1 protein-coding gene is annotated in these 529 nt (G+C 75.6%); it reads right to left on the bottom strand.

Annotated features, from left to right (window positions below; translation table 11 throughout):
• Positions 1 to 360: 360 nt before the first annotated feature.
• Positions 361 to 516, bottom strand: a complete 156-nt coding sequence (locus A5481_RS35985; RefSeq protein WP_425350239.1) for a citrate/2-methylcitrate synthase — start codon at positions 514 to 516, stop codon at positions 361 to 363.
• Positions 517 to 529 lie beyond the last annotated feature (13 nt).

The raw sequence follows: 529 nt of genomic DNA, 5'->3' as shown, positions 1-529 counted from the left end.
CCGTCGAGGCCGACCTCGGCCTCGGGCTCGGCGACGGTGCCGAGCACCCACAGCTCGCCGGCGGTGATCCGGGCGGCGAGCACCTGGATCTCGGCCCGGGCCGGCGATGCCGCCGGAAGAGCTGCCAACAGGGCCGCCGGAAGGGCTGCCAGGCCCCAGGCCGGGCGAGGCGCCGGATTTCCGGGGCGTCCGCTTCCGCCGCGCAGCATCGACCGACCCCGCATCCGCCCCCCGAGATCCGCTCCCCGAGACGCTCGACTGTCTTTTTTCGCGGGCCGGAAAGTCAAGCCTCCCGGCGGGGCAAGCACAGGCGCGATGGTCGATGCCCCCCGGCCGATGGGCGAGCTTGACCGTGCGGCGTCACGGCTCCGGCCCGACATAGACCGCCCGCGGCCGGATCAGCCCGCCGGAGCGGCGCTGCTCCAGCGCCTGGGCGATCCATCCGACCGAGCGGCCGAGGGCGAACAGCCCGAACGCGCTGCCCCGCTCCAGGCCGAGGTGCCGGCGCAGGGCCACGAGGGCGAAGTCG

Source organism: Methylobacterium platani (genome assembly GCF_001653715.1).
GTDB classification, from domain to species: domain Bacteria; phylum Pseudomonadota; class Alphaproteobacteria; order Rhizobiales; family Beijerinckiaceae; genus Methylobacterium; species Methylobacterium platani.
This window is presented reverse-complemented; position numbering and strand designations above follow the sequence as displayed.